Below are 26,074 nucleotides of genomic sequence, written 5' to 3' on the forward strand. Positions count from 1 at the left end.
CTTGATTTTTCTGAAAAACCTGAGTGTTGTCGGCTGCTTGGAAGGAGACTAACCCACTCGTTGTTTATAATAATGAATTCACTATGGAAAGTATTGGATTTTGTGCGTTCTCATTGAGCCTCGCAGGAATTCTTTCGACATGCGCTTTAGATGCTCTAGAGGGCTGTCTTTGTTTTCAGGGTGATAGTGCAGCACTAACTCGCAAACGGCGGCATCACGCGTCTTGTGCTTTCCAAATTCCACTACAGGAATCGCCACCAGCGGATATTCACCTGTCGTCGGGTGCTTGGGTTGAGTTCGGTCTGCCCTCAGCTGACAAACTACCCACATTTTTGTACTCTCAAAGTAATCTGATTAGGCGCGTTCTCAAGGTCATCCTCATCAAACAAGGGGCTTGCTTGCCAATGTGACATTACGCGTTCAGGGATAGAGATTGCTTGCTCCAAACTCAATGACATGTTCGGATATTCTGCATTGAGTACCGCAGCTATGTGGTCTTGCAACGCAGGCTCGATACTTACGATTTTCACTTCTCTTTTGTCGGAAGCATTGAACAACGCCAACATTTTACGGGTTCTTGTCATTGCACTTGGGCAACGATGAAACTCTAGATTAAACTCATCCATCGCTATATATCCTTCGAAGGTTGAACGCGAATTCGACGACATAGCGTGCGAGCCAAAATTTTCTCTGAGCCGCGAACCATTTTGAATTTAACGGTACCCTTCTCATCATCCACCACTTTCGTTACCGCACCCGCATCTAGCCACACCTTGTCAGTCATGTCATACAGGGGCAATTTATTCAGTGCTTCTATTTTTGAAAAGTCGATGAGCACATTCTTGGCATTGAACTCTATCCCTTGGTCTTCAGCATCCATGAGCGCTTCATCCACGGCTTGCTCTACTATTGACTTAGCGACCCAAGCCACAGCTTTAGCGAAAATAAACTTGGTAAACATCGCATCGTCTTTGTTGACCTTCGCTATATGCTCCATTGGACAAAGGTTAAAGAAGCTTTCCACTACAGGTCCGTAACGCTCAAATAGCTCATGCTCTAAATCTGGTTGTTTCTTCAATAGTTTGTTGATGGTCGCAGCGGTCTTCCCTAGTGCTGTACCAATAAAGTCCAGTAGCTGATTGAGCATCAAAATGCTTTCTGGTTTCGCTTTACCAGTGGTACTGATGAAGCTGCGCACAGTTGTGCCATGTGTCTCGATATTTAAGAATCGATCCAACATCTTTCTGTACGGTTGGCTCGAATCAAAATAGAGATTCAATGACGTCGTTGGCTTAGCGAGATTAAAGTGCAGATCACTAAAGGTTTGCTTAGCTAATGTTCCATGAGCTTCTAAACTGACATCATCCACGCAAACAAATTTCACATTCACTGTTTCCTCTGCACGCCAAGGCTGTTGATTTATGATGTGAGCATAGAGATTTCGGCGATTTTGGCCATCACCAATCAATCTGTCGGCATCGTGTGGTAGCTCGGCCACCACCATTTTTCGGTTGCCTACCATGATTTCTTCTTCATGCGTAAGGTGTGAGACAAAGATGATAAGCGAAGGCAGAATCGTGTCTTCACGGTCTTCAAAGTATTTAATGAGCTTAGTAGCTCTCGTCTTTTCCAGATCGCGTTGTCTCTTCATATAGTCAGGATACAAGCTTGACGGTTTTTCAATGTCAAAGTATTCAGCCAGTTCTCGCCCTGTTAGCACCCCTTCGAACACTCGGGCACCAGTTTTGACGATCCCTTCATTACCCACAAACAATGTTAAAGGAAGTGATTTTTCGTTTGGTGCATGAATCGGTTGATAGTTTTCCATTGTTAAAGCTCCGTTCAAATTTCTTATTAATACATTAACCTTGTCAGTCTATTGAGTCAAACATTTTAAACATATTTCTACGATATGTTTATTTTTCTATTATGTATATTGCTCTTTTTGTACTGATAGTGCACACTACTAACAGGTAAATATAAGGAACAGAGTTATGGACGCAGTTCAGGTAATAGAAGTGAATGACATTGTTGAATCAGAAATCTATCAGCAGCATAAGCGCGTAATTGATGGGTTTTGGTCAATGGTGGCTGAGTTCCAATCATTGCTATTGGCTGATGAACGTTGTGTGTGTTTTATCCCTATTTCATTTGGGAAAGATTCAAAACTTGTGTCTTTGGCTGGGCTAGAAGCTTACCGCTCTCTTATTGCATCTGGGCAATTAGAAGCAAGCAGACCGCTGATTATGATCACGGTTGATACCGTGGCAGAGTCACTGCCTATGATAATGTACCCTCATTATTGTGCTCCTCGCCTGAAAGACTACGCTCGACGCCACAACATCAATCTGCACCACCAAATTATTTCCCCGTCATTTTATGATGAGTACGCCAATCGTTATCTTGGCGCTCAAAAGATAGTCCCGAACGCAAAAATGTCTGGAGATTGCTCTGCCATTTTAAAGGTGGACAACACCACCAAATTCATCCGTAACTTGCGCCACTTTTTCAGAAAAAGTTCAGATCTTCTTGAGTATGCTGACTCCCCTATTATTTGTGCGACAGGTCAGCGAATTGATGAAGGGGCTCGACGATCAGCAAACATGGCCAAACAAAATGTCAGCAAGAAATCACTCGCTGATTTGAAAGCAGAGTTGCAAGTGAGTGAGTCGAGCGCCAACACCGCCAGCATGTTTAATTTTGCTCCTATCAGAGATTGGTCTACAGATGATGTATTTTTGGCTAACGAATTAGCAGGCGAGCGCCCATTAACACGCAATCTTCTAGGCATTCATAATGCCATCCCTAGTTTTTTGAATGATCACGCATTGCAACTTGCTATCTATGGTAATGCCGCACTCGAACAGTGCGAGATTGCTGTAGGCAGTACCGCCGCGCAAGGTTGTAATGCAAAGAGTCGTTATGGTTGCAGCATTTGTACAATGATTGGTGCTAAGGATAAAACACAGTCTTCATTAGCCACGCTAGAGCGTTGGAATTTCCTTGGCCAACAGGAGCTTTTGCGCTTACGGGATTTTATGTACCGCTTGTCTATTGATACTAACAATGCGCGAGCACTCCATGCTAAGGCGGTGGATGGTGTCACCTACAACCGCATTGCGTTGCAAAACAACATACTAAAGCCTGTTTATCTTGAACAATTGATTAGGCTGTTTTCACAAGTTACCGTGTTGTCACAAGAGCGTGCTGCCGCGTTTAATCAGGCAGTAAAGGACGGTACTGTGGATTCTCACCCTGCCATTCTCTGTATTACTAATGACCCCACTCTTAACGCGAAAGCAAGACGCGCATTTATTGCTATGTATAAAGAGCAAGCTACGAAACCCTTGATTAAGCTCTTTAGTGAGCGTCATGGTGCGTATCTATCATTTCGTTGGAGCCTTGACGGTATTCAAGCCCTACCTTATGCACCACTTGCTATTTGGAATGAGACGGTTAATGACCGCAGTACATGGATTGAGTGGCCTCAAACTAATGAAGAGTATCAGTCTAATCATGGTTCATTACTAACAAATGACCGCGGCAACGTGCTCAAAGACGCGATAATGATGCCGCTACTGGATAACTTCTATGAGCATCCACAACGCTATCTGGCTAACCCTGAGTTACACAGCATCTCAAATTTGTGGTCCCGTGAAAGGAACGCCTATGATACTGCTCATGATAAAGATGCAAATTGTACCGTTGCTGATTACCCCATTCATGTCACCCCTATGACAGTCCACGCTAGGGTAAAGGTTGCTTGTTCTGAGGAAGGTTATCCAATCAAAGTGACTATCTCTGGTGATTATGCATCCACTGTGCTTACGCATCTTACCATTGAACACAAAGAGCTATTGAAAGTTATGGTTAATGGGCGCGTGGCCAACTCTGTCTTTTCTGGGCACATCGAGAGCACGCAGTTTGACCAGCTTTGTGCTGAGCAACTGCTGACCTTTTCTACGGAACTGGGTGAGTCTTTGTCAAAGGCTCGGTTTAGCACGCCAGAAGAGGCTTTAAATGCCGTTCAGTTTGCTATTGATCAGCGTTTCAAACCATCTGGCGTAGTCAAGATGAAAGCGTTTCTGAAAAATTATGAGATAGCTACACTCACGACTGCCTATAAAGCAAATGCAAGAATGGTATCCCCTTCGCGACATTTTACTCAGCGTCGCCTACGTAAAGTCTCTGGACGTATTGAGAAGACGACAACGCGATTGAACTTTTACCCATTAGTGACAGATTGCCGATTGGCGCTTGCGCATGGTGACAATGTAGTATTGTTGCGTCCTAACTATACCGTTGAGCAACGCCCAATCCTACCGACAGAGCAAGACGTGTTCTTCACGGAGGATGAATTGTTCTCTTCTCAGAACTTACGTATCACTGACACCATGATTGACCAATGGCGTGATGTAGACGGTGTTAAACGAGCGCTAGACGCCTACTACACGCAAAAGGCGTGGCTGAATGTAGACGCTACCGATGACAGCGGTATGCACCGTCATTCGACTGCTGCTCGCCAGTACCTCGGCACAAACGTCGCAGATAGTATGATCGTTGAAGGGGTTATCGCCATTGATAAGCCATACATGCCTGTGTATCAACAATTTAAAAAGCGTACAGACCTCTTCAACAGTATTGGGGCATTTGATGTTCAGTCTATGTCGTATGACGATATCGCAGCCCTACCGTGGGCAGTGTCCATGCAACAACATAGGAAAGACAAAGCACTGGTATTAACTGAACTGCGTAAAATGCGCAATGCGCAACGGGCTTATGTTCGTTCTCATCTAGAGATGGATGCATCTAGCTTAGACGTTGCTGTGTCTTTATTTGGTGAACTGACCGCGACCACCAGCTGTGATTACATTCACTATGGAATGTCACATGCGTTCAAGAGCACGTTCAATACGCAAAGTGTTTCTTTGGATGAGCGCTGTCAGACTTCGCTGCTTTGGCTTAAGTACTACTTTAAACCTCTGAGTGACGTGCAGGAGCTTATCAAAAGCCTATTCCCATCCGATGAAAGTAAGCAGTATGCAGAATGTCTTGATTCGGGCGTGCGTGTGGGCACCTTAGTAACCAAAACGTTTAAGCAAGTCGCCGACCAAATTCGCCAAGCGCAGCAAGCTTGGACTCCATTAGCTGAAGGACTGTCATCACTTATCGTTAAGCATCAGAAGCAAGTGGACCGACTTGGACTTAAGACGGTAGGACGCGACGACTATGCGACCTTTATGGATTACCACAATGCAACAACCCACTTCGAGGGCGAGCAGTTTGACGAATTACGTTCTGCATTGTTGTCTGAGTTCAAATTATTGGTACAAGACCTTCACCCACATGTGGGGGTATCGATGTTTGAACCCAATTGTGACTATTGGAAACCCAATGTGTGTATATTGTGGAGCGAGCTATTATCAATGCTTCAGGCGTGGGATGAAATAAGCACAGAGGTGCACCTTCTGTTGTCATCACTTGACCGATTGGTACAATCCGCAGGGACTCAATACAACTCAGGTGCATTAGAGCAACAGCTTACATTCTTGTCAGGGTGTAAGGTAGTGGCCTCCGCGAAACCGTCGGTTGCTTGCCCTCCCCCAGCCAAATCGCGAGATGTTTCTAAATCTAAGGTTACGATGGCTCGCGTAAAGGGCCATAGAAAGATAGACCACACAGCTTTATTACTAGGACTGTAAATTATGTTTCATCCAATACACGTTTTTCAATCGGACACCGCCGCGCTATCAGAGCGCTTTGGTATCAGCGTTTCTCAGCTCAATCGCTGGGCTAAAAACGCCCCTCTCAAGGCTAAGATGTTTGACTTAGCTTTTGTATCCTTGGAGAAAGGTGTTCCAGAGGCGAGCAATGTTTTTGAGAAAAAGTTTGGTACGAGCCATTCTGACCTGTCTAAGCTGGTTGGCTTCAATGACAACATTTTCTACATGGATGGAATTATCCCTGTTATCGGTACAACGCTGAGAACATGGAGTACTCAGGAAGACAAGTGGCCACTGTTTTGCGCCGCCATTGTCGGTACTCACAGTATGATCTTCGAAAAGATACAAGAGCAACTAACGAACAACCTTACAGAGCTGCTTGAGGTTGCTCGCATTACTCGCGCAGATATCGTGTCTTTGTTCCTGACTCGCCCTGACGCCACGCTATCACTTCTTAAAGCGCTGGACACCATTGAGGCCAGTCATTTACACACCAAACAACAGCAAGGCTGAACCAATGTTTTATTCAAAAAGAGAACGCTTATTGAAACGTGTGCAGCTGGCTATTAAGCTCGGCGCATCTCAATCTCAAGAGTATGTCATTCGCCGCAATCATGGTCGCCAGCTTTGCTTACAGAAGCTATTAGACAAGTGAAGTGGGTTAGATAGGACTCCCTTGGCAAACTAAAGAGTTATCAAATAATGAGGTTAATATGGCTAATAATCAAACTTTCGACTCCGATGAACTGATTGCCTTGCTAAAAGTGAACAACAGCAAGCTTGAGTTCGAGAATCACCCGCTTGGTTTCTCTTTTCCTTGCTGTATCTGCGTTCATCAGGATAAAGAGCAAACATGTGAGCCGTGTGCTCAATGTGGTCACATTAACTGAGGTCATTTCGTCAGCCGCTTTTGCAAAGCGTAAGCGGCTATTACTGTGCAGCTCACTGATTGGAAACAGTATGGATTTAAAGATGAACGATATAGATCTAAGTGTGGATAGTATGGCCAACTACCCCAATTATGAGCAAGCAAAGGCTCGGGGGCTGGTCGAGGCAGGAATCGTTCCTTTGTGTGATGTGTTGGCGTCTTTGGGGGCTAAGCCATTGGCTTCTTGTGAAGGACATGCAAACACCCTAGATAAACCCAAACTGTTTAACATGCTTTTTGGACCCACGGTTCACTGGCTTCGACCTTACGTGGTATTTACCGCGCCTTATGTGTTTGCATCCCAATTGAGTCGAGCAATAGTGAATAATCCTAACCTATTCTTTAACTGGCATGTGCTGGGAAAATTTGCGGTTAACAATGAATTTGTCTGGTTAATCGAACCCAATGACTACCGCATTAAAGGTGGTTCAGATTGGATCGAACGGTCTGTGGCAGATTCTGAAGGTTTGGTTAGAAGAGATGTTTGCAGATTGTCTCAAATTATACTCGCAAGCCAGTTAGTTGAAAAAGAACAGGCAGCACTTGTAGACAACTAATATGGTTTCGGCCAGTTTTTGTTAGCATCCATCTGATTACTCATGTGATGCTTTAAGAATGCGCTACTCCTTTTTAAACGCCTTCCAGTTAGGACTTACTCGATCATGAGATTCCCCGAAGAAATAGTACTCCACCAAGTGGAAAAAGATTGGCTCGATGCATTCACACTTACAATGCTTAAGATGCCAAAGGCACTTACGTTACGGATTAATTCACTTGGTGATGGTAGTGTTGAGGTTTTTTCAGCGAAGGGTAAGGATTTTACGCCAGCGCAATTGCGTTGGGTTCAGGCTGTCGAATCCCTTTTGGCCACGTTTCCAAAATCGCCAGAGTTTTGGTCCCTATCTAACATTGATGGTTTCCACGTAGGTAAAGGTATACCAAGCACATTCAGCGGCACTGGTTATTCAGCTTGGGGAGCAATGTCTACTTACAGCGACAACTATAGCGACTTTTACTTGGTGTCCTTTCCCGTAGACTATCTTGAGTTTGCTGATGGCGAGCGGAACGACTACGATGTTGTGTGCCTGCGTTCATGCAATGGTGATTTGAAAGTATGGAATGTTACTGAAACGGGTCGTAGTCTGTCTTAACACACTACGCGCCCTAATGGATCTCATATCTACTTTACGCTCCCCACAAATCCCTCACCGATCTCTCTAGATTTAATTTGTTACCTTGTCACCTATTGAGCAGTTTTTCTAGAAAACCTTTACTCGGCGTTTTTCACTTTGCTTTTCCAAAATGGCTGTTTGCTTTGCCGCAATAAACACAAGCATTGACATCAATTTAAAAGCTTTGGCATCTAGGTTATACAGACTCAATGGAATCGGTGATTTTTCTTTGAGCGCTTGCATGACCTTATTGCTTAACGCGTAGTTATTCTTTGCCTTTGATGTGATATTGAACTTAATTGCTTCTATTGCTACAAATAGCTCCCAACCCCACCAGTCGCATTGTTGTGGCTTGAGTTGAGCACACAGCAGTTCAGTGATTGGCATTGCTTCATTTGAACCTAAATTGTTCCACACGTCGCACCACATGTAGTTGACCTTTCCTATCTTCTCTATCACATCCAATGGTAGCGGTTTAGTACAATCCGCTTGCACAATGTTCAAGCGACCTGACGCCACTGCACCCTTCCAAATCTCTTGTTCTTGTTCGGCTAGGATATCGGGATACAGCGAGATGATCGCCTCATCAATTTCCAAAACAGTCACTTTTGTCACTGACTTTTTCTTAAGTAGCGACATGGTAATCATCGCTAACCCCAGCCCCGCTATCACTACTCTGCCCTTTGCACTGTACTGCGCCATGACGTGCGATTCTACCTCTAATGGTGTCGTGCTCATTATGGTGGTTTTACCTGCTTTCAGGACGGTCCCTTTACTTTGCATATCATGTGAAGCTGACCAGTATCCTGCTACAGCTGGCAAATCAAAGCTCTCGACGCGGTATTGACCTGATTCGACCTTGCCATTGCTGATGATGTACTCGGGTGGAGTTGGTAAAGCAAGCGTCTTTTGTACATCGCGAATAAGTCTATCTGGTGAAGTCTTTTTGGTGATCATGTGGAATCCCAATTGTTGTGCTGATAATGGTTTTGTTGCTATAAATACTATATCATAATTCTCTGCTATCCCAGTAATAACAGCGTTCTACGCGTGTTTAGTTTCAATTGGGGCTAACTCGATTTGAACGTAGGAATAATGAAATGCAAGGTATTTTTAATATTCAGTATCGCGTGATTCGGACAGAGCAAGGTCATCAGTTGCTCTGTGATTTTGTTGACCTGATTAAAGCGTCTGTTTCAGGAACTGCTGATTCGTGTAAGTATCGTTTAGTGCACAATGATGCCTCTCTCGCCGCAGAAATGTGGCGTCTACCAGCACTACCGCAACTTAGTGTCGTCGGCCATTTTTCTGTGCTCACTTTTCCCAAAATACTGGTGTCCGATTATTGTTTTCCTATCGTCATTGGTACGCTCTCTCATCTTGTAGATAAATACTATGATTCACCCCATAAGGCGCAGTTTCTATCTGCGATTGAGGCGCGAACCAATTACGCTGATCCATTCTTGGATGCAGACAATCGGGAGCAACGTTCTGATGATGAATTGGAGTATGTATTCAACACAATATCCGCAGTATTGACTCAGTGTTTAGCGCATGTCAGCGAAATACTAGCCATTAGGCATGTTCAACCTGTTAAGATATCAATGATAAACAGTTTGCGTCACAAAGTGCTTTTCTATTTTGACCGTTCTTCCTCGGATGGTTGGAACGTCATTGTCAATGTGGGAGTTCATCGCCGTTCGATAACGAAGGAATACTTACTAACCAAGCGATTTGAGTTTAAGCCAAAGTATGCTCGAACCACTTCTGCTTGTTTGCAGGGCTCCGCGATTGATGAGCTTGTCCATAATGAAATTATGCAGGCAGCGTTAAGATTGTCTGTACAAGCACTAGGTCTATCATTGACTCGCTCTGAAGAGCAGAAAAAGCTAGATGTATGCTTGTCTACTTGGTCATTTGATGTACTTCAGTACCGCTCTAAGTATGTGGGGTAAAGTCTATGATGAACGAACCCGAATTCGGTGAACTGATTGAGCTATACACGAATACCGCCGTTATCCAAGCTCAGCGCGTTCCAGTAATGAAGCAAAAGAGGCGTTGGGAGTTGATTAACATCACTGTCGCACCACTCATTGAGAATAGTTCTGAGGGTACTCGCTACCCTGACTTTTCTGCAAAGATTGCGATGCAGCTTGATGAGTCTGCGATGGCAGCTGTTTGTGCAGGGCTTATGGGGCTTAAAGGGAATATTAGAGTGGATGGTACTCGTGCGCCAACGTCCACAGAGGCGAAGGTGCTCTATCTAAACAATAACCCTGATTCAACGACAAACATTAATATGGCAGCAGACAATGGCCGAGCGAAGAGGACGCAAAGCATTACGTTTTCATATCAAGACCGCTATCCACTATTGCGGTTGATTGCTTCGCAATTGGCTAAGAACTCGCTGGGGTATGAACAAACAATCGCAGATACACTCAATCTTATTAAGGCCAGTTACTTACGTTAGTTTCTCTTAAGTACGCTACAGTTGATGTGGCGTTCATCTTCCCATGCATCTCGCCCCTAGCTTTTCACAAAAATGTCCCTTCGAGGGATTGTTTTGTATTTTCATTATATTTCAGTAGGTTAGCGTTATTTGCGTTTTGCCTGTTTTCCCTAATTATCAATCTCTCTTGTTGGGGTTGTCTTGGCAATGTGTGATCTCATGCGAAATTACATGCTGCACTTTTATTTTTATGTAGTGCTTTTGGTTTACATGATGCCTTTTGTGTTGCATGATAATCAAATCACCCTATACAAAGGATATAGAAATAATGAATGCCAATGATACACTCGATTTAATGGAATCTTTGGGTAGTACTGCGCTTGATGTACTGCAACGACGCAGACAGCTTCGTAATAAGCTGCCTCGTAGCTTTAATCGCACAGAAGCGGGTCGCTATCTAAAATGCGATGAACGTACGATTGAGAAAGTTGCTAGTGAGTTAGGAATCGATTGGAAACAAGATAAAGATCTTGGCATTCCTTGGAACTTATACATTAACCAAATGTACGCGATTCGTGACGCTCTCCCTCCAAGCACCATCTTGAAGGTCAACCATAAAAAATTTGTACGTTCTCCTGAGCAAAAGCTGCAAGTCATTACAGTGCAAAACCAGAAAGGCGGCGTGGGCAAAACAATGTCTGTTGTTACACTGTCTACTGGCCTAGCTGTCGAATACCACCAGCAATACCGCATCCTCATCATCGATATGGATGGCCAAAGTACGCTATCCAGCTACCACCCTTCACTTGACAATGTTGAACGTAAAACGATTGGTGAATTAATCAGTATGAACCCTAACGACCCTGAGTTCGTTAAAAGCGTTCGTAATTCCATCTGTGACACCATTACGCCAAACCTGAAGATTATCCGCTCTGATCAAGTTGACAGAAATATTGAGTCCGTCTTTCATTCATTGAATGCCAAAGGTCAGTTACAAGACCCCTACACTCGTTTGTCTCGCGTCATTGATGCAATCGCGGATGACTTCGACATTGTATTTATTGATACTCCACCGAGTTTTGGCTTTGGTTCTATTAACGCTTACATGGCTGGTACGAGTGTTTTATTCCCGCTAGGCGCAAATGAGAACGACACCGATGCGACGTATCAGTATATGACATTCATTCCCGACATGTACGCAAGCCTTATGGGTGCTGGTCATCAAGGCTATGATTTTGTGAAAATGCTGATCACTAACAACACTAACAGTGATACTGCGTTAGAGTATATTGGCGAGCTACAAAATCATTTTGGTCCGTTGCTTATGGCGAACAAATTCAACCATTCTGAGGCTGTTCGTCGTTGTTCCTCAGATAAATACAGCATCTATGAAGTGTCAGCGTCCAGTTATAAAGGTCCAAGAAAAACCTTTGACCAAGCTAAACTGAATGCGGATGCATTTGTTGGCGAATTACATGCGCACATTCAACAGGTATGGAATAAGGGGTAGTAACAGTGTCTTCAAAAGATCGTGCTTTGAAACTACAACAGGCAGCAAAACTGCGAGAGCAACAGCCAAATAGTGACACCACTTTTGTCGCACCTGTAGCGCCATCTATGCCTACTGGTGTTGATACCGACTCAGGCGCGGCACTTTTGCGAGCAAAAGGATTTGGTAATAAGTTAGCGGAGCAGGTCGCTCGTAGTGGGTTAGACATGGTTGATTTCCTAACCATGCATATGGGTATTTCTTTACCAACAGGTGGCTCATCATCGAGAACGATCAAGACACCTAGCGGCAATCAATACGTCGTAGTTTGTACTGACCTTAGCCATGAAGAGCTGAAAACCAAATGCGTCGTTGATAAAGAAAACGTTCGTCACGAATCTGAACGCACGCGTGAAGCTCTTGAGTGGTTGATTGATGAAATTTCCAACGAACACCAAGCTCAACCTGCATTGGCTTACATCGATGACGATGACAAAATTTCGTTTGTAGACGGTTCACTTCGACTCACCGCTGCTATCTTTGGTGGAGCTGGCCTTAAGGTCGATATTCTGGATAGTAAGCCCACCGATGAAGATATCCAGTGGTTGGTTGGTACCTCTGATAAGAAAAAGGTCTTTTCTTATTACGACAAAGGTAAGCTTTACTCAAACATAATGTCTAATCGCGGATGGTCACAAGCAGAGCTTTGTCGCCATCGTAAGTACAGTACATCAGATGTTAGTCGAGCAGTTAAGTTCTACCGCGATACGCCAGAGAGCATTAAATCTTTGTTGCTGTTAAAGGATTGCTCAAGCAGTAATGTCGATACGATTAACTCAACCGTGTCAGTGATTGCAAGCTACAAAAAAGTAGATGAGTTCGTTGAGGCGCTTGACAGTAGTGCTGTTGGTGACAACGTTTCGGTAATCACTGAACTCAAGAGCTTCGCCGCAAACTTAAAGAATCCGAAGTCTCGCGTTAAACAGCAAAGCAAGCCAGTTCCTGTTTACCAAAACGGCAAAATCAATATTGAAATGGTTTCCGTCACCAAAAACAAAGCACGCTTTGAGCTTTCTCATGTGCCCGAAGAAGAAAGGGCAAGTATTATGAACCTCATTAATGAGTATTGTCAGAGTAAGGGTTTGTAAAAATCCCTTCGAGGGACACCTTGTTTTTGTTTATTATTTTCAACACCTTATGTGCGTTTGTGTTTTTCAGAAAAACCACGTTCACTATACTTCTTGTTCAATAGTGCGCACTATGTTAAGTTGTAATTAACGGGTATGGCAGTAGTACAAGCTTACTCTGCCATGTGCTACTTACACGACTTTTGGAGATTTATCTATGTCTGATTGGGAAGGCTCTCGCCAACAACGAAACCAAAAAAAATATGATGCTACGAGAGCAAAAAAACCTCGCTTGAGTGGCTATTTGGAATTTCATCATGATGCGTTGCTGACTGAAACCATGTCGCTCTACGCGAAATCGCTAGGTCAAGAAGAGACAACGAAGAAGGATACTATCGTAGCAGCGATCGAAGTACTCTTTACTCAGTTGGGTGGTGATGTTCAAGAGTTTTACGCTACTTTTGAGGCGAATGCTAACGTTGGTAAATAACACTAGCAGTCTCTGTTCTATGGTTTGTAATGAAGTGGTGCGTTGTCTCTAATTGCTATCACGCACTTATCGTTGACCAAAGCCCCCACAACGATATCACCAGCGGGTATGTAGTAGGGCACGGATTGCCCTTGTTCGTCCCAATAGAAACGCTGTACATTCATGACTTTTAATCGTCGATATTTTCCAAGCTCACTTTCATCGATTACGCCACCAAATTGCATATAAAACAGCTCTGTCTCTTTTTTGTTGGTTCTGAGCACGCCTACAGTGTTGACCGCTCGTGTTCGTGATGGGATGTTCAGTACCTTTCTTTCATTCATTAGTACTTCCTTGCCATTGTGTAGGATCAGAATGGATACAGACATGCGCTCTACTACTTTTTTATTGAATATGTGTAGAACTATAATATAAAATTAATTGGCGTTTTGTTAGTCTATCTTCATTTCATTATGCTCGATATCACTAGGATTAAATGGCTCAGTTTACTCCTTGGTTTAACGACTCGCTTTACTGTACGCACAACCTTACGTTAATCCCCGTGTGTTTGTCGCCGCGGGGATTATTTTTCAACAAGGGTTTCATGTGGGGGATGTATGAAGGGACAATGGTTAAATGTCAAAGGTGGTCTGATTAAGAATGGTGAGCTTACTGCCGATGGTTCTGTTGATGAGTACATTTCCAATTTTCAATTAAAATACCCGCGGATGGCTGTGCTAGTTCGCAGTAGCCACTTTGTGCTGCTGGGTGACTCTACTGCGAAACCCAAACGACTGCTGCTGTGGGATGATTAGTCACGGCTCTACGCTGTTTATGATTCGACTTATCAATCAGTTTGATTACACTCTCCATTACACTTGCATGTTATAAGGTTTATAAGAAATGAATGAAAACAAGTCGAATAATGGCCTGTCAGGTGCGCCTAAAACACCCATCGATCCCTTAGCTCTACTGGATGAATATCTTCGCAATACAACACCTGAAGAACTGTACGCTGAGCTAAGCAGCTACGAGGCCGTTGGCCCCAAGGCGATTGACTTTTTACCTAATATCCACGCGGAGAATGATTGACCTAAGTTCGTGGCCACTGAATGAAACAAAGTATCATAATTGCTATGATCGAGTGGTAGGGGATAGTAGGGACCTATTCGGTTGCTGTGTAGCAATCTTCTCTAGTTCATTTCCAGAGTTTTACAAAAATAAACGAACAAGCCCTATAAGCCTATTCGTTATATGCAAGTCTAGCCGTGAGTTCAATGGCTTGTTCGACACTAAGATTTACGTGCTGCGTCCCTTTTTCAAGTGGCGCGAAGCCGACATGCTTCTTACCATCGTGTAGCAATCTTTCCCAATGGCCCATCGTGTCTTTGTACACCACATATTTTGATAGTGAGCCATAGTGCTGCCTTATGGCTTCGATAACGCTCTCTGCGGCGTTCGTGACGCTTGTGTATGCTTCTTTCGACGTACTTGTGGTGTCTACCACAGCTGTGTAATCTGAATGTCGCTCCACACTAAACTGCGTCTTTCTATTCCCTCCGATTGAAACCAATAATTCACTGTTGTCTAACACTTCGACCATCACGTTCATTTCATTTCCCTCTTACAAATATTGTTTGATGGGTTTTCGCAACCCTGTTGACCACTTTTGTCCCAATCGAATGAGGACTGTTCAGCATCCAAAAAAGTGATCTTACCTTTGTGCCCATCTGCATGTGCAATGTATGAACCACCAGCGATGCAAGCACCTGCAATGGTCGCTAACAATATCATCCTAATGTCGTTGTAGATACTCATCTCATCCCCAAACGGCTCTCTGTCGTTTAACAAGCGAAATATTAGCAAATTTACTTATTAATTTCTAAATTTATATTTACCACATAAATATATATTGCGCAATAGTGCGCACTATTGTAATGTATCTAAAAATTACATTAAGAGTATTTGCATATGCATAATAAGAAAATAAATAAAACTGATTACTCTGACCTGTCAGAGTCAATTATTTCTGATTTTAAAGTTAGTGCAAAAACCAGTATTTATAGAAAATCAGAAAGTGTTCCTTTGCGCCAATTATTGAAATGTGGCTGCATTAAGGGTTCTGTGCTTAATTTTGGGAAAGGAAAGTACGACACGGATTCAGCTCGCATTCGAGCGGAAGTGGGTAACTGTACGGATTATGACTACACCTATGCACCGTTATCGTTAGAGTTGTTTGGCCATCATTTCGTTACCGCAATCGCTATCTATGTGGTAAATACGTTGCCTTTACGTGCTCGTACCATTGTCTATCAGCAGATGGCAGACGCTACGCGTAAAGATGGTCGAGCTTACTTCGCCGTACGCAGCGACAAAGATACAGGGATTCGCGGCGTTGCTCACTATGAAACTGATGAGTCTGGGAATATCTATCAAGATGGTGTTATGACTACGCGAGGCACGTACCAAATTGGTTTCAGTCCAGAGCAAATTAAGAAAGAGACTTCGGGATACTTTCAGTTTTCGCGCATCATTAGTTATAAGAGCGGCTATTTGATTATTGAGTGTTCTCACTCTGCAATATCTAATGGGTAAGGCTTTTGATTTACCTACTTATTTTGATTTACCTACTTAGTTCATCTATTTGATTGGTAATGGCAAAATGCAGATGCCTTAATCTAAAGTAATGTAGTTGACATTAATATTTTGTTTTTTAGAAAAACCTGTGAATATTAATCAATATTGCACTATTTAAAATTATTTACATGGACATTATTAAATTTTATACAAAATGGGATAATTATTAATTGCATAATAGTGCGCACTATTGTATATTATATCTTAATTTAATAATGTTGAGTTGCCACTATGAAGTATTTAATTCAGATTGATGAGAAACCATTCCACGGATCAATATCGCCTATCCGCGATTTATCAGCTTTATTCAAGAAGGTATATGACCGTGTTTATGCGCTTGATATGATGAATGATGACAAGGGCAAATTGCGTCCTGTTGAATCCTTTACTGAGTGTGAATTGTTAGGCATTCTCCGTGCTATTGCTCGTTTTGATATCATTGAACTGTGTGACTCATTAGAGGATGCTCGTGCGCTGTCTACTGTAGCAAAGTATCAATCACTATGTGATAGCTTTGAACTTCCAGAACCTATCGTAAATTAAAGGTCGTTAATCGTTGCAATCTATCTAGTCAGCCTGCATAGGCTTGTATTATGAGGACCTGCTACTAAGGTCCCTAAACTCACTTTTTCTCAGACAATTCAGTTTTGGCAGTACGTACCATGACAAAAAGCAATCTCATAACAAACACAGGGCATCGGTTTATATCTAAAGGAAAAACAGCTTACAAGATACATATCCACACACCCGACGATAGCGTGTTGCACCGCTCTGTAGGTTATATTCGTATAGGCGATTCAAAGGGGTTAAATAAGGCGGTTAAACTGAGAAACGAATTGGGCAAAGAAATGTGGGGTCCACACTGGCGACGCATTTTAAAAGACCCGTATCTGATGACGCGTTTACCTCATAGCTTAGAGCCAAAAATCATCTACAAGCCGCGCCCTACAATCGATGACCCCGATAGCCGAGACGCTTGCTATATTGCCTCTTGGCGTGAATACGACAATGAAGGCAAATGCACCTTTAGGAGCGTCGTCTGCTCTATCAACAAACACGGTAAATTAGCCGCGTATACAAAAACAAAGAAAGCGTTACTAGAGGCCCATAAAGACTGTTTCGATATTCTTATTTATATGGGGCGCGTTGTGTCAATTGACCTAAAATAGCCACCTTTATTGAAAAAACGTGTAATTGCAGTGAGTGGTATGCTCACCCAAGGTCCACGGATGAATTTCGCAGATTCAACGCGTTATTTCAGCAGAAATATAGTGCGCACTATTTTTGTTTGTGATATATTAGCTAGGTCAGTTAATAATGAGTCACAACACGGAGACGCACCATGATAGAGTCTATTTTGGATTACATACCGAACTCACAAAATGGCCACCGTTTGCAGCATTGGCAGTATAACAATGACTATACGAAGGTCCTTGCGTTTTATGGCTACGGGGTCAAACAGTTTCGCGTGCAAATCACAGTACCAGAGTTAATGCGCTAATGAATGATGACGATCTACTATTTGCCGACTTACTGGAACGTCTTATAAAAGGGGCTATTCGTGCCTATGACACGCACGGGACCGTCTATGGTCCTCTGATGACCACTATAAAATTGGTGGCGGGTAGGGACGGAGCACTTTTGGCATTTTCACAGTATCATGCTGAACCTCACTATGATTGGTCCCCAGTGCGTAACCTTCATCAACTCACTGAGTTTATTGTCTCTCAGCTGCGTACCGCTTAAATAACCGTTAGCGGTACTGGTATGGCCCCACATACGACAGTCGCGTTGGCCACTTTTTCAGAAAAAGTTCCAGCGCGATTTTTCTAAATAAGACTTTTTTTCTTAAAAGCGTGGCGCTCCTTTGCCATTTTGTCTACTGATATAATTTCCACCTCACATAGATTATAGTGCGCACTATTGCTCTAGTTTTGTTATAATTACTCTATAAAATCAATATGTTATCAATTATAGAGGAACTGGTTATGTCTCATGTTTACAATGAATCTGTAGCACAACAAAGCAATGTTCAGATTGAACCAAAGAAACAAATGTATTTCGTGTCCGTAAAAATAATCTTAGGTGATTACGAGAAACACGTAACGTCGTTTCGAATGGCAGAAAGTGAAGAGGATGCGCAGTATGATGCGTTGTGTGGCGAATGTCACAACGAGCCTTTATCTCGTGAGGCGTACGATAATCACGAAGAGTTTTGGGACGACTACATGGTGCTAACTCCCGATTTCGCAAGACTCGTACCTGACGAGCTAGCCCAGCATTTGCATGAATTCCATAAGCAACAATATATCGTTTTTCAATAAGCAAGTGGCGACGTGTCCCTTTTCATTTCCTAGTGTCATTACTCGCAAAAAAATGCATTGTAATCGCAGAACAATAGTGCGCACTATTATTAATTGCGATATAATTGCTACAGTCAGTTAATTAAAGAGGGTTACTATTTATGTCAATTATCACTTTTGAGCAGCGTAAGGCTAAAATTCTCACACTAGAAGACTTGGAGCATCAAATCAGTTGTGCGCGCAAATATGTTAAGCGATTGAGATGCAAAGCCAAAAAACAGGACACGCTTGCAGCTAAGTTGCTCATCAATGATGACGTGAAAGCCGCAGAAAAGGTATTTCGTGACTTGCGCCTCGCTTCGTTTGATATCGAAGATGAAATCAAAGCGAAGACCTTCACAGCTTCATCTAACGTCAATGAGCAAGGGTAGGAGATCAGCCAATGTCTATCATCACGGCACGTCTTGAAGTCGCTAAGCATTATAAGAAAACGCCTCCTCAGTTGAACCTAGGTCGCGGATGGTTCGGGCAATCTCGCCAAGGGGAATCCATTTCACTCAATGGTGGCAAGGTTGTTGCGGTAGAGTTTGGTGCGCTCATCTTTAGTAAATCTGAAGACGAAGTGAACACCGAAGCTTTTTTGCAGCGTAACGCCTACTGGCGCACTGTAGCCCCGAGTAAGGGGATTGATGCCTATGCAATTACATTAAGCTTTTCAAGTCATGAGGACGCGGAGAACGCGTTTAAATGCCCAGTTTACGAACTAGCAAGCGGTGTTCTTTTGCACCTGTCTGGACTTAATAGCTGTATGCACACCAGTTTTAAAAATGTTCCACCTGCATCGTATGATGTTCGCGACTACGCTAATCGGAAGGCGTGAGTATGTTTGAAGTCACTGTGTATAAAACCAAAAAGTCGTTTGATATTAACAGACCGACCGATGTCTTTTACGAAAAAGATGAGCAGGTTGCCGATGAGTTACACACTGAGCACGAAGATAAAAACGCGTACTTGGTGACGACCACCGACGAGAATGGCAAACTTATCCGATAACTCGTACCGCCTAGCGTTAGGCGGTAGTTTGAACAAATACAAGGTAAAAAAACCAATGAGTAAACTGTTTAGTCTCAAGCGCAACGGTATTAGCTACAAGGAGGTGACAGCGACGAGTAGCCGTGACCCTGCACTGTTAGCCACTCTGAAGAAGGATTCTACGTTGTTCAGTGCTAAGATTAGCTGCGATGAAATAGGGATGTATTTCGTAGCGAACAACCTCCCTCGGTTAATTCGCTATTCAAAACTGGTACATAACACCAAAGATGAGATCCGTTCTTTAAAACAGACAATGGTGACATGTTTGATGTCGGGTGACTTTAGCAATGACAATATGACTTTTTTCATGCTTGAGCGTGGACTGGTCACTGAATCGCGCAATGAGCTGACAATCAAAGGAAACGAGATTGTGCGTTTGCTGTCTGCCATTGATTGTCTTTAAGGGCATATAGCGTTACTCGATAGACTAATCGAACACAAAGACTCAAACGTTTTTTTGAAAAACCTGATAATAAAAACAAGATAGGTATACATCATGAATATTTCTTTCAATTTGGATACGGCACTCATTGTGGCAATCGTTAGCGTTATTTTTACTATTGCCACCTACATCGTTACAAAGCGCGGCGTTTATTGGAGTGAGCGCAGAGGCAAGCAAACAGATTTAGATGATGCTGAAGCAAAGCGAGTTAAATTCCATGCAACGGTTAATTTGACTGAAATAAGAGAGGGGCAGCTGCACACTGCGCTGTCTTTGCGGTATTTAGGTAAGCTACCTTTTTTGGTTCGCGCTATAACGTTAAACGTTGACTGTCATACGCTGTCTAGTAGTCACTATGTTGGCGTGGGATTAAAGAGATTTGAAAACGGTCAACCACTTACCGACGGGGAATGGTTAAACCTAAAGATACCTGTAACATTAGGTGTTGGGAAAATTACCGAAATCGGCACAATAAAAGTGATTATTGAAGGTTGTCAGTCTGCTGGCGAGGAAGGAAATTGGTCGCTTGATTCAGAAGTGGTAGGCCGAGAAATGATACTTTCTTAAATCCCCCTTCACACTTAAACCTTCACACTTAAAGCTGCTTTCTCGATGAGAGCAGTCTTTAATTCACCGCAAAAAAAGATAGTGCACACTACTGTATTTTGTAATACAATCACCTTGTCAGTTATTTATATTACAAGGTTCAATTATGCTCTATTCTCAAACCCTATTTTGCAACGCTTCTTTGCAGGAACAACCGCGTCCTACTCAGTGGTACCAAACGAAAAGAATCAGTAATCTTACAAAATTCAGTTGGTTAAATCCTAGTCCTATTCATTTTGAAAGTAGCTATCATTCGGCACATGATCCACTGAATCTAGACTATGATACAGACGCTGGAAAGCGCATCATGGAAAACAACCGAAGTGTTCTACCGCTTGGTGTCATGTCCTTTCTGTCAGAAAACAAAGCATATTGGCGTAACTGCGCAATCAACTATCTGATTGACTACAACTATCACTTGTACGTACGCACTGAATACCAAACGCTTATTAATAATTGGCGAGGTGAAGCCGACCAAGTGCCAAAACACTGGCTGTCAGAAGTCAAATCGAGCAATTTAGACATGCTCGAAGCAAAAGCGAAGTTCAAAACATGCCGAGCGTATGAAAAGTCGCACGTAGGCTACATCGAGCACCATCGTTTACCTGAATCTATTCAAAAAGAAGTTTCGGCAGTTAAGCGCTTATTGCAATACATTGACCATATCCCGCACAACCGAGCCTTAGCGCTCGACTGCATTCAATCGTTCTTAACCGAAGGGTTTAATAAACAAGTGGGGTTCTTTGCAATCACAGAAGAAGCGGGGCAGGCTTTGCTAGATAGCAGCTTAGCCACGCAGCTCAATACTCTAGTTGCTCTTTTGCAAGAGCGTATTACTGAAGCGCATTTTCTTTTCGATGATCGTCGCCATGTAACAGGCGTTAAGCTAAGAGTTAATAGCGATCAGGCTATGCATTATTTCTTGTCGTTTACAAGTCGCGTTTATGGGAGCATGAGTCATCTAGACGGTTTTAAACTGTTACGCGAGAAATACGGCGACATTCAAGATGTGTCAACGTGGTTCCATCAAGACAATTTATACTTTAACTAGACATGTTGATAGGGGATAGCCAAAAGGCTGTCCCTTGCTAGTTTTTTAATTAAACCCCAATGATAGACCCATTGTTTAGTCACCTTATATTGATTCCTTTCTCATAGTGACCTGATTATATAATTGATAAATAAACTAGTGCGCACTATTGCAAATTGCGCTATAATTGAACTCGTCAGTTAATTTAATCTTCGGAGTTCACCATGCAATCTCGGTCTTCAATTTTCAACGCGCCTTTTGTTCCTCAAACCCGCGCTCAAACACTATCAATCGTCGCTGAGCTAAAAAGCTCAGACAGTGACTATGAGTACTATCCGAGCACACCAGAACAATTGCTCACCATTGCTAAAGACTTAGAAGTAATTCTAGAGTCTCACGAGTTTATTAGTAATGACATCAAACTATTGGATGTCGGTGCAGGGTGCGGCTCTACTCTAGTTTCTCTTCATCACTATCTCAAAGAGTTAGGCTATACGTCCGATATGTATGCCATTGAAAAAGCGCTTGCTCACAGCCGAACGTATGCAGCGAAAAACATCACTTTGCTGGGTTCAGAATTCTTTGAGACTAACTTCGTAAGCAAAAGCGCGGATTTAGCATTCACTAACGCGCCTTATTCCATGTTTGAACGCTGGATGGTCACGCTCCTCTCGGAGCTAAATTTCAATCTATTTTATGCAATCATGCCTGCTCGTTGGCAAGAATCGACTGAAATAGCACAAGCCATAGAATCGCGAGGGATCACTGAAGTCAAAATTATTGCTGAGTCTGATTTTATTGGGGCTCATCGCGAGGCTCGCGGGAAAGTACATATAGTGCGATTTGCTTTTAATAACTTTGAACAAGAGGCGAAAACCCATTCTGAAAAGGGCTATTACCCTCCTATTGGTATGTATAAAAATGACTCCTTCGGTACTTTTTTAAAAAAACTTGGCATCAAAGATAATTATGGATCAAGTACTCGTATTTTTTATGAAAATTCAGAGGTTAAGCGCATTACCAATGCACTCAAAGATGAAGAGTCAGACAGTTATCAGTTGGTCGAATCAAAAGGTGTTCTTGCCGCGCTTCTGCAAGGCTACGAACGCGATATTAATCATGTAATTGAGCAATATCGCACGCTGGGCAATTTGGATGCTAGCTTACTTGCTGAGCTGGGTGTTGACTCATCCACACTAAAAAATGGCATCAAAGATAAATTGTATGGATTTCGCTCTGTGTACTGGCAAAGTATGTTCAATCACTTGGATGTGCTCAAAGAACGCCTGATAGATACACACGAGACTGAAATGCTAAACCGCCTGAAAGCGCAGCAATTGGATTTCACCTACTTAAACGCGCTGTATATCATTGATTACGCAGTATCGATGGCTAACAACATGGTGTCAGACAGCTTGACCAGCGTATTTAAAAAACTGACCAGTGAGAAGTCTATCCTACGTACTTATAAATCGAACCAGCATGTTTATAGTGATGAATGGCGGCACAATTCCGCTGAGTCTAAGCGCGGCTATTTGCTGGACTATCGATTCATCTATTCAGCGACGGTCAACATCAATCAAGAGAAAGGTGTCGGCTTGGTGAAAGATGCAATCACTTTTATTGACAACTTAAAGGTGGTTATGCGTCTTCTTGGTTACAGTGAATTAGCAATGGACAAATGCTATGCCGAAGTAGAAATGGGCGGCACGCTGACCGTTTCAGGCTCAAAACCTGATTGTGACCCTGAACCACTGGCTATCATTCGCTTTTTCAAAAACGGTTCGCGCCACATCCAATTCTCGCAAGAATTCATGTTGCGCTTCAATGTTACTTGTAGCCGTCTTTTGGGCTGGGTGCGCACGAAAGAAGAGTTCGAGTATGAAGCGGATGTGCAAGAGCCTATATCGAGCGAGATTTGGCACACATGCGACTCATTGAAGATTTGCGGCTCAAAAGTTCTTCAATTGACGAATTCACCAGCGCAATTGAGTTTAGTTACTCAATAAGTAGGATTAGTACTTGATAGCAATTAGCCCCGTTTAGGGGCTTTTTCATTGTTGAGGGCGCATCAAAACAAATCAAAAAAATAGTGTGCACTATTGTGTTTGTGTGTTATATTAAACGCGTCAGTTAAATAAAACATTCACAGGATGCACTCATGAACATTCAAGAAGTTATTGCGTACTACACCGATACCGCTCAGGCTCAAGCGATAGATGAGCGCTATGCTACACTATTAAATCACTTAGACAGTTTCTCTCAAGCGCCCGTTATCAAATCTGAGCAAGATTACTTCACTGCACAGAAGGCCAAAAAGCTATTGTGTGCGTTGTCCGTCTACACCAGTAACACCAAACACCCAGATAATCAGCGTGTTTGGCACTTAGAGAACGTCTATGGTGAAGCAATGGAGAAATACAACCGCTCCATCTTAATCAAAGATAAAGATACTAAATTAGTAGCTCGATACCTCGCTTGGACTCGCTATTTCACTACAGATGTTGACCACATTAAAGTATTGCACACTGCGGCAGATTTGGGCGTGTTGCGTAAAACAGTGTCAAAATTAGACGATGGCGGCGAGCGCATCCGTCTTTTTGTAGTGGGGCTTAAACACAAGGTAGGTGACAATACATTTACACCAGACCGTCTAGGGCGCGAGCACCGCAATTATGTTGAAACCATCGGACGCCAAGCTATCCCCGTGACCGTACCTACTGAAGCATTCATCGCGTTTACTCAGGATAAAGCGGCATTGGCTAAGATAGAAACGCTTCACGATTCTTACTACGTAACCAATGTGTGTGACCGTAAAGGCTGTATTCGCGCAATTCCGTTTGGAAATCAGGCTCGGTTAGATGTGTGTGCTCGTTTCGGCTATTAAGGGGGATGCACTATGACAACGAATTTTCAGGCAGTCCCAAACATGTTAGACACATGGATCAGTCATATTACTAAACGCGACAATGATGCCGCTCTACTTTATGTTCTGTACATGGACTGCGAACAGTATAGAGCGTCGCAGTATGGTGTTTATTTAAAAAGTGTGGAGCAAATGCAAGCACTCCACGTTACGGAGCGAAAGGCAAGGGCTTTATGCCATCTTATCAAGCGAGCCACTGAGCGTGAATGTCACTCTACTGCGCTACGCTACGCTAAGCAGCTCAATGAGTTGGTCAGGCTAAACGCTCTGACCCTCGCGAACCAATTACGAGACGAGCAATCGTCATCACCGAAGATGCATTAAAAAAATCGAAATAAATGCAATTTAAATAGTGCACACTATCTTTAGTTGCGATATAATTAGCACATCAAGACAACGAACATTGCTGGGGCATTTTATGGATTCTTTGGGTACCCAATACAACGATGCAACGACGACTAACCACTGTCACGTTCGTTACAGTGTTCGTAAAATGTCCGTTAATTCGGCTCGAATCGCACCAGTGCGAGGCCACCGATTTACCGATGATGAGCTAGTCACCATTCTAGCTGCGTTAGCCGCTGGAAAGCTGAATGCTCAGGTTGGATTGAACTACATTCACGTTGTTGATACGCATGATGCGGGTGACATAGTTGAGCTGATAGAGGCGTTGTTGCCTACTGTATCTATGCTCACGAGTGTCATTTGTGCTCAATCTTCTTTATCTCGTACTATCGCTAAGCTTGAGGTTGATACTATCAACCGAAGCACGATAGAAGACAATGTGGACACGTTTAAATGGATTAAAGCCCGTTTGGGTGAAATGAACGAATCTAATGCAGCGGAGCTAATCCGTTATCTAACGGGGCAATCCCCTCGTTTTAACGGAACATTGAACTCGTATGAGTGTGAGGCAATGAGACAACTCGGCTGTATCAAGCGTGAAGGGGAGAGCATACTGCCGAACTTCGCTTGCTTGAAGAACCTTTTTAATGGAGCGTGCTGATCTTGTGTGAAGCTAACTGACAATGGCGCTTGCTCCATGCGCCACCCCATTCAAGCCACCTATCGCTGTTCCACTCCTGACAGCTTTAGGTGGTTTTTTCATTTTTGGGTTATACATTGGATCTCTTAAAATAGCCCATTTGATAGCCAAACCATTTTAAACGCTACGCCCTAATTTCGGGTTATACATAGATTACTTAAAATAGTGTGGAAACGTATTTCCTCACTTACGTTATTTAAGGGGCTTACAGCCTGTTCCTGCCACACTTGCGCCATTAATGATGCTGACGGATTTCATGGTTTCGGGTTATACATTGGATCTCTTAAAATAGCCCATTTGGTTGCGCCAGCTTCTTAAAGGCTGCACATCAATTTCGGGTTATACATAGATTACTTAAAATGTGTGACAACGTATTGTTCCAACTTACTTTGGTTAGAGTATTTGCAGTCAGTTCCTGCCTCACTTGCGCCATTACAGATGCTGACGTACTTCTTGGTTTCGGGTTATACATTAGATCTCTTAAAATAGACCATTTGGTTGCGCCAGCTTCTTAAAGGCTGCACATCAATTTCGAGTTATACATAGATTACTTAAAATGTGTGACAACATATTGTTCCCACTCACTTTAGCTAAGGCATTTACAGCCAGTTCCCACCTCACTTGCTCGAATGCTGC

Annotated in this window: 34 protein-coding genes; 27 read left to right on the forward strand and 7 right to left on the reverse strand. The window is 43.0% G+C overall.

The genetic code is table 11. The annotated features are described in order from the left end of the window. Positions 1-81: 81 nt before the first annotated feature. From P4S58_RS22960 to P4S58_RS22970, 3 genes are read right to left on the reverse strand one after another with little or no spacing between them, the layout of a single operon-like run. On the reverse strand, positions 82-330 hold the full coding sequence (locus tag P4S58_RS22960) for a hypothetical protein (protein ID WP_337166060.1): 249 nt from the start codon (positions 328-330) through the stop codon (positions 82-84). Beyond that, on the reverse strand, positions 321-626 hold the full coding sequence (locus P4S58_RS22965; RefSeq protein ID WP_337166061.1) for a hypothetical protein: 306 nt from the start codon (positions 624-626) through the stop codon (positions 321-323). Before P4S58_RS22965 ends, P4S58_RS22960 begins: the two co-directional genes overlap by 10 nt. 2 nt (positions 627-628) lie before the next feature. Next, a complete protein-coding gene (locus P4S58_RS22970; RefSeq protein ID WP_337166063.1) occupies positions 629-1,828 on the reverse strand; it encodes a DGQHR domain-containing protein in 1,200 nt (399 codons plus the stop codon). Positions 1,829-1,994: 166 nt separating this feature from the next. Here P4S58_RS22970 and P4S58_RS22975 point away from each other — a divergent pair, with 166 nt between their 5' ends. From P4S58_RS22975 to P4S58_RS23000, 6 genes are all read left to right on the forward strand, one after another. Then, on the forward strand, positions 1,995-5,702 hold the full coding sequence (locus P4S58_RS22975) for a hypothetical protein (RefSeq protein WP_337166065.1): 3,708 nt from the start codon (positions 1,995-1,997) through the stop codon (positions 5,700-5,702). A gap of 3 nt (positions 5,703-5,705) precedes the next feature. Beyond that, positions 5,706-6,236, forward strand: a complete 531-nt coding sequence (locus P4S58_RS22980) for a hypothetical protein (RefSeq protein ID WP_337166067.1) — start codon at positions 5,706-5,708, stop codon at positions 6,234-6,236. A 4-nt stretch (positions 6,237-6,240) separates the two neighbouring features. After that, positions 6,241-6,378, forward strand: a complete 138-nt coding sequence (locus tag P4S58_RS22985; RefSeq protein ID WP_337166069.1) for a hypothetical protein — start codon at positions 6,241-6,243, stop codon at positions 6,376-6,378. A 58-nt stretch (positions 6,379-6,436) separates the two neighbouring features. Beyond that, positions 6,437-6,613 (forward strand): hypothetical protein, encoded by a 177-nt coding sequence (locus P4S58_RS22990; RefSeq protein ID WP_337166071.1) that lies wholly within the window; start codon positions 6,437-6,439, stop codon positions 6,611-6,613. An 82-nt stretch (positions 6,614-6,695) separates the two neighbouring features. Further along, a complete protein-coding gene (locus P4S58_RS22995) occupies positions 6,696-7,208 on the forward strand; it encodes a hypothetical protein (protein WP_337166073.1) in 513 nt (170 codons plus the stop codon). 105 nt (positions 7,209-7,313) lie between these two features. Further along, positions 7,314-7,802, forward strand: a complete 489-nt coding sequence (locus tag P4S58_RS23000) for a hypothetical protein (RefSeq protein ID WP_337166075.1) — start codon at positions 7,314-7,316, stop codon at positions 7,800-7,802. A 108-nt stretch (positions 7,803-7,910) separates the two neighbouring features. On the opposite strand, the gene P4S58_RS23005 is transcribed toward P4S58_RS23000, so the two are convergent. Next, a complete protein-coding gene (locus P4S58_RS23005) occupies positions 7,911-8,780 on the reverse strand; it encodes a hypothetical protein (protein WP_337166077.1) in 870 nt (289 codons plus the stop codon). A 143-nt stretch (positions 8,781-8,923) separates the two neighbouring features. Here P4S58_RS23005 and P4S58_RS23010 point away from each other — a divergent pair, with 143 nt between their 5' ends. The 5 genes from P4S58_RS23010 (at position 8,924) to P4S58_RS23030 (ending at position 13,378) form a co-directional block, all read left to right on the forward strand. Beyond that, positions 8,924-9,778, forward strand: a complete 855-nt coding sequence (locus tag P4S58_RS23010) for a hypothetical protein (protein WP_337166079.1) — start codon at positions 8,924-8,926, stop codon at positions 9,776-9,778. A gap of 5 nt (positions 9,779-9,783) precedes the next feature. Next, positions 9,784-10,293: a hypothetical protein gene (locus tag P4S58_RS23015; RefSeq protein WP_337166081.1), complete on the forward strand. Its 510-nt coding sequence runs from the start codon at positions 9,784-9,786 to the stop codon at positions 10,291-10,293. Between the two features lie 307 nt (positions 10,294-10,600). Continuing rightward, the gene (locus P4S58_RS23020; RefSeq protein ID WP_337166083.1) at positions 10,601-11,782 is read left to right on the forward strand and encodes a ParA family protein; all 1,182 of its coding nucleotides are present in this window, start codon (positions 10,601-10,603) and stop codon (positions 11,780-11,782) included. 5 nt (positions 11,783-11,787) lie between these two features. Continuing rightward, positions 11,788-12,909, forward strand: a complete 1,122-nt coding sequence (locus tag P4S58_RS23025) for a hypothetical protein (RefSeq protein ID WP_337166086.1) — start codon at positions 11,788-11,790, stop codon at positions 12,907-12,909. A 196-nt stretch (positions 12,910-13,105) separates the two neighbouring features. After that, complete coding sequence (locus P4S58_RS23030; RefSeq protein ID WP_337166088.1) at positions 13,106-13,378, forward strand: hypothetical protein; 273 nt, start codon at positions 13,106-13,108, stop codon at positions 13,376-13,378. 17 nt (positions 13,379-13,395) lie between these two features. Here the strand turns inward: P4S58_RS23030 and P4S58_RS23035 are convergent, their stop codons facing one another. After that, on the reverse strand, positions 13,396-13,701 hold the full coding sequence (locus tag P4S58_RS23035; protein ID WP_337166090.1) for a hypothetical protein: 306 nt from the start codon (positions 13,699-13,701) through the stop codon (positions 13,396-13,398). A gap of 273 nt (positions 13,702-13,974) precedes the next feature. On the opposite strand from P4S58_RS23035, the gene P4S58_RS23040 reads away from it, so the two are divergent. Together P4S58_RS23040 and P4S58_RS23045 are read left to right on the forward strand one after the other, a co-directional pair. Further along, positions 13,975-14,172: a hypothetical protein gene (locus P4S58_RS23040; protein ID WP_337166092.1), complete on the forward strand. Its 198-nt coding sequence runs from the start codon at positions 13,975-13,977 to the stop codon at positions 14,170-14,172. Positions 14,173-14,260: 88 nt separating this feature from the next. Then, positions 14,261-14,449 (forward strand): hypothetical protein, encoded by a 189-nt coding sequence (locus P4S58_RS23045; protein ID WP_337166094.1) that lies wholly within the window; start codon positions 14,261-14,263, stop codon positions 14,447-14,449. Between the two features lie 151 nt (positions 14,450-14,600). Here P4S58_RS23045 and P4S58_RS23050 read toward each other — a convergent pair whose 3' ends face one another. Together P4S58_RS23050 and P4S58_RS23055 are read right to left on the reverse strand one after the other, a co-directional pair. Beyond that, on the reverse strand, positions 14,601-14,969 hold the full coding sequence (locus P4S58_RS23050) for a hypothetical protein (protein ID WP_337166095.1): 369 nt from the start codon (positions 14,967-14,969) through the stop codon (positions 14,601-14,603). After that, positions 14,966-15,175: a hypothetical protein gene (locus P4S58_RS23055; protein ID WP_337166097.1), complete on the reverse strand. Its 210-nt coding sequence runs from the start codon at positions 15,173-15,175 to the stop codon at positions 14,966-14,968. Before P4S58_RS23055 ends, P4S58_RS23050 begins: the two co-directional genes overlap by 4 nt. A gap of 153 nt (positions 15,176-15,328) precedes the next feature. Between P4S58_RS23055 and P4S58_RS23060 the strand changes: the two genes are divergently transcribed. The 14 genes from P4S58_RS23060 to P4S58_RS23125 all read left to right on the forward strand — a co-directional run bounded on the left by P4S58_RS23060 (position 15,329) and on the right by P4S58_RS23125 (position 25,399). Beyond that, on the forward strand, positions 15,329-15,952 hold the full coding sequence (locus P4S58_RS23060) for a hypothetical protein (protein WP_337166098.1): 624 nt from the start codon (positions 15,329-15,331) through the stop codon (positions 15,950-15,952). A gap of 273 nt (positions 15,953-16,225) precedes the next feature. After that, the gene (locus tag P4S58_RS23065; RefSeq protein WP_337166099.1) at positions 16,226-16,537 is read left to right on the forward strand and encodes a hypothetical protein; all 312 of its coding nucleotides are present in this window, start codon (positions 16,226-16,228) and stop codon (positions 16,535-16,537) included. Positions 16,538-16,656: 119 nt separating this feature from the next. Then, complete coding sequence (locus P4S58_RS23070; RefSeq protein WP_337166100.1) at positions 16,657-17,163, forward strand: Fe3+-citrate ABC transporter substrate-binding protein; 507 nt, start codon at positions 16,657-16,659, stop codon at positions 17,161-17,163. Between the two features lie 819 nt (positions 17,164-17,982). Beyond that, on the forward strand, positions 17,983-18,318 hold the full coding sequence (locus P4S58_RS23075; RefSeq protein ID WP_337166102.1) for a hypothetical protein: 336 nt from the start codon (positions 17,983-17,985) through the stop codon (positions 18,316-18,318). Between the two features lie 140 nt (positions 18,319-18,458). Then, positions 18,459-18,728 carry a hypothetical protein gene (locus P4S58_RS23080; RefSeq protein WP_337166104.1) on the forward strand — a complete coding sequence of 90 codons (270 nt, stop codon included), beginning with the start codon at positions 18,459-18,461 and terminating at the stop codon, positions 18,726-18,728. A gap of 11 nt (positions 18,729-18,739) precedes the next feature. After that, the gene (locus P4S58_RS23085) at positions 18,740-19,177 is read left to right on the forward strand and encodes a hypothetical protein (RefSeq protein ID WP_337166108.1); all 438 of its coding nucleotides are present in this window, start codon (positions 18,740-18,742) and stop codon (positions 19,175-19,177) included. A 2-nt stretch (positions 19,178-19,179) separates the two neighbouring features. Next, positions 19,180-19,350, forward strand: a complete 171-nt coding sequence (locus tag P4S58_RS23090; protein ID WP_337166110.1) for a hypothetical protein — start codon at positions 19,180-19,182, stop codon at positions 19,348-19,350. Between the two features lie 55 nt (positions 19,351-19,405). After that, on the forward strand, positions 19,406-19,792 hold the full coding sequence (locus tag P4S58_RS23095; RefSeq protein ID WP_337166111.1) for a hypothetical protein: 387 nt from the start codon (positions 19,406-19,408) through the stop codon (positions 19,790-19,792). A 93-nt stretch (positions 19,793-19,885) separates the two neighbouring features. Continuing rightward, the gene (locus P4S58_RS23100; RefSeq protein ID WP_337166112.1) at positions 19,886-20,398 is read left to right on the forward strand and encodes a hypothetical protein; all 513 of its coding nucleotides are present in this window, start codon (positions 19,886-19,888) and stop codon (positions 20,396-20,398) included. A 145-nt stretch (positions 20,399-20,543) separates the two neighbouring features. Beyond that, positions 20,544-21,488, forward strand: coding sequence for a hypothetical protein (locus P4S58_RS23105; protein ID WP_337166113.1), 945 nt, complete (start codon positions 20,544-20,546; stop codon positions 21,486-21,488). Positions 21,489-21,691: 203 nt separating this feature from the next. Beyond that, on the forward strand, positions 21,692-23,476 hold the full coding sequence (locus tag P4S58_RS23110) for a DUF4942 domain-containing protein (protein WP_337166114.1): 1,785 nt from the start codon (positions 21,692-21,694) through the stop codon (positions 23,474-23,476). A 152-nt stretch (positions 23,477-23,628) separates the two neighbouring features. Next, positions 23,629-24,354, forward strand: coding sequence for a hypothetical protein (locus P4S58_RS23115; RefSeq protein WP_337166115.1), 726 nt, complete (start codon positions 23,629-23,631; stop codon positions 24,352-24,354). 12 nt (positions 24,355-24,366) lie between these two features. Continuing rightward, positions 24,367-24,717, forward strand: coding sequence for a hypothetical protein (locus P4S58_RS23120; protein WP_337166116.1), 351 nt, complete (start codon positions 24,367-24,369; stop codon positions 24,715-24,717). Positions 24,718-24,811: 94 nt separating this feature from the next. Beyond that, positions 24,812-25,399, forward strand: coding sequence for a hypothetical protein (locus tag P4S58_RS23125; RefSeq protein ID WP_337166118.1), 588 nt, complete (start codon positions 24,812-24,814; stop codon positions 25,397-25,399). Positions 25,400-26,074 lie beyond the last annotated feature (675 nt).

Source organism: Vibrio sp. Hal054 (genome assembly GCF_037162405.1).
GTDB classification, from domain to species: Bacteria; Pseudomonadota; Gammaproteobacteria; order Enterobacterales; family Vibrionaceae; genus Vibrio; species Vibrio diazotrophicus.